3 protein-coding genes are annotated in these 2,187 nt (G+C 30.5%); 2 read left to right on the plus strand and 1 reads right to left on the minus strand.

Features of this window, described 5'->3' with window-relative positions:
- The first annotated feature begins 136 nt into the window (after positions 1 to 136).
- Positions 137 to 985, plus strand: a complete 849-nt coding sequence (locus ACKTTQ_RS05220; RefSeq protein ID WP_408048589.1) for an RHS repeat domain-containing protein — start codon at positions 137 to 139, stop codon at positions 983 to 985.
- The gene (locus ACKTTQ_RS05225) at positions 957 to 1,403 is read left to right on the plus strand and encodes a toxin-antitoxin system YwqK family antitoxin (RefSeq protein WP_408048587.1); all 447 of its coding nucleotides are present in this window, start codon (positions 957 to 959) and stop codon (positions 1,401 to 1,403) included. Before ACKTTQ_RS05220 ends, ACKTTQ_RS05225 begins: the two co-directional genes overlap by 29 nt.
- Before the next feature lie 476 nt (positions 1,404 to 1,879).
- On the opposite strand, the gene ACKTTQ_RS05230 is transcribed toward ACKTTQ_RS05225, so the two are convergent.
- Positions 1,880 to 2,101 carry a hypothetical protein gene (locus ACKTTQ_RS05230; protein WP_408048588.1) on the minus strand — a complete coding sequence of 74 codons (222 nt, stop codon included), beginning with the start codon at positions 2,099 to 2,101 and terminating at the stop codon, positions 1,880 to 1,882.
- Between the last annotated feature and the right edge of the window lie 86 nt (positions 2,102 to 2,187).

Here is a 2,187-nt window from a genome sequence, read left to right on the forward strand (position 1 = left end):
TGAAGTAGGACGTTCTTAATAAAAAAATTGTTGGAGAAGTTGGTGGAGATAAGGCAACCGTGCTGAAAAAAATCGCGTAAGCTTGTAACCTTTTGGACTGAAACACAAAGGGTATAATACGGTAATTAATCATGGTATTGGAAATCCTACTGCACAGAAGTGGGGTTACAACGGAAAAGAATATCAAGATGATAATGTTGGAGGAAATAACTTAAATTGGCATGACTTTGGGGCGAGAAATTATGATGTTGCTTTAGGGAGATGGATGAATATTGATAATTTATCAGAAAAATTTCATCCAATATCACCTTATGTTTATACACTGAATAATCCAGTAATATATTCTGACCCAGACGGAAATGATGTTATCTTAAGAATAACAGGAGAAAGTTTAAAAGGGTATCAAAAATTTGCTTCTACTAAAGCTGGAGAAGCTTTTTTAAGACAGTTTGTTAAGGCAGGAGATAAAATTCCGGGAACAAACATAACAGTTAAAGAATCTGGTAAATATGCAAACGAAACTTTAACCTATCAGTTAGGAAAGGTTAGAAAAGGGAATACGGAAACTTTTTTAAAGAATAAAAACGGAAGCGATAAAAGTTTAAATAGAATTTATAGCTCAAGAAGTTTAAAAAATTGGTCTGGAAATTATTATTTAAATGTCAATTTAGAAGATTCAGATACTATGAAAGCTGATGAATATGCGGTTATAATTGGACACGAATCTTTTGTACACGTAGATCCAAATACAAAGGATATTGATAAAATTAGAGATAAAGCTAAAAGTGGGAAATATAAAAGTGTTTTAGATTACATCACAGATATTACATCTTTAGGAGATGAAAAAAAGGCTGATAGAGACCATATAAAGTTATCAAAAGGAGATATTAAATTATTTTTCCAAATGATTAAAGAATTAGATAAAAAAGAAAAGACCAATAAATACAGAAAAATGTATGAGAAAAATAAAAAAGATAACGAATAGTTCACTATTAATATTGACACTCTGTTTTTTTATTTCTTGTAAACAAGAAGGGTTACAAGAGAAAATTACTTATGATAAAGATGGTGAGTTAGAAGAAATATCATATACTAAATCAGGTAAAAATAACGGTATGAGCGTTAGTTTTCATTCCAATGGAGCTGTAAGTTCAATTTCATATTTTAAAGATGATAAACCTACATTGATTTATAATGGTTTTTATGAGGGAGGGCAACTTTTAATGAAAGGTAAATTAAAAAATGATTTACAAGAAGACTTATGGACATGGTATTATAGTAATGGAGAATTAATGAAGAAAGGACATTTTAAAAATGGTATACGAGTTGGTATGTGGTATCATTATTCCAAAGAAGGTAAGCTAGTTGAAGAAGAAGATTGTAAAGATGGTGTAGAAGATTAATTTTTATTTAATAATTATAAAACGAACCACAGCGAAAGTTGTGGTTTTTTTATGCAATAGATTTAAGTTTTACTCCTGATGGTGCTAGTACGTCAGAGTGATGCTACTGCTAGTTTTTATAACTAGTAGCGGTTATGAGTAAGCAAATAGAGATTAAATTTTAAAATAATAAAGATAAAGCCACAGCAGAGATGTTGTGGTTTTGTTGTTTTTAGGAGTAAGCTTTTTTGGCTTTGGTATCTCTTATAACCGTATCAATTAGCTTAAACAACATAATTTGTGTGTCGTTATCTAAGTTTTGAATGTCTTGTAATCTTTGTACAGTTTTTTTGTCAAAAGAAGCATTAACCCCTGCTCGTCCTAGTATGTCCGAGTGATGCTACTGCTAGTTTTTATAACTAGTAGCGGGTATGAGTAAGAAATACAATAAAGATAAAGCCATGTTATAAGATTTTATAGCGTGGTTTTTTGTTTTTTTAAGAGTAAGCTTTTTTAGCTTTGGTGTCTCTGATAATTAAGTCTATAAAATGAAATATACGCTCACGTTCTTCTTCTGGTAAATTTTCAACATCTTCTAAACGTTGTAACATTTTTTTATCAAAGCTTGCATTTAAACCTACTCCAACTAAATAGTCAATAGAAACCTCAAAAGCATCTGCTCCTGCTGGCGCTAGAATGTCAGAGTAAGGCTCCCGCATTCTATGGATAAAAACAAATAAAAAGCAATAAATTTTAGGCAGCAAAATTATGAGTATTAACATAAGGTTGCTGTCTTTTTATTACT

Origin of the sequence: Tenacibaculum halocynthiae, assembly GCF_964512825.1 — a bacterium.
GTDB classification, from domain to species: Bacteria; Bacteroidota; Bacteroidia; order Flavobacteriales; family Flavobacteriaceae; genus Polaribacter; species Polaribacter halocynthiae.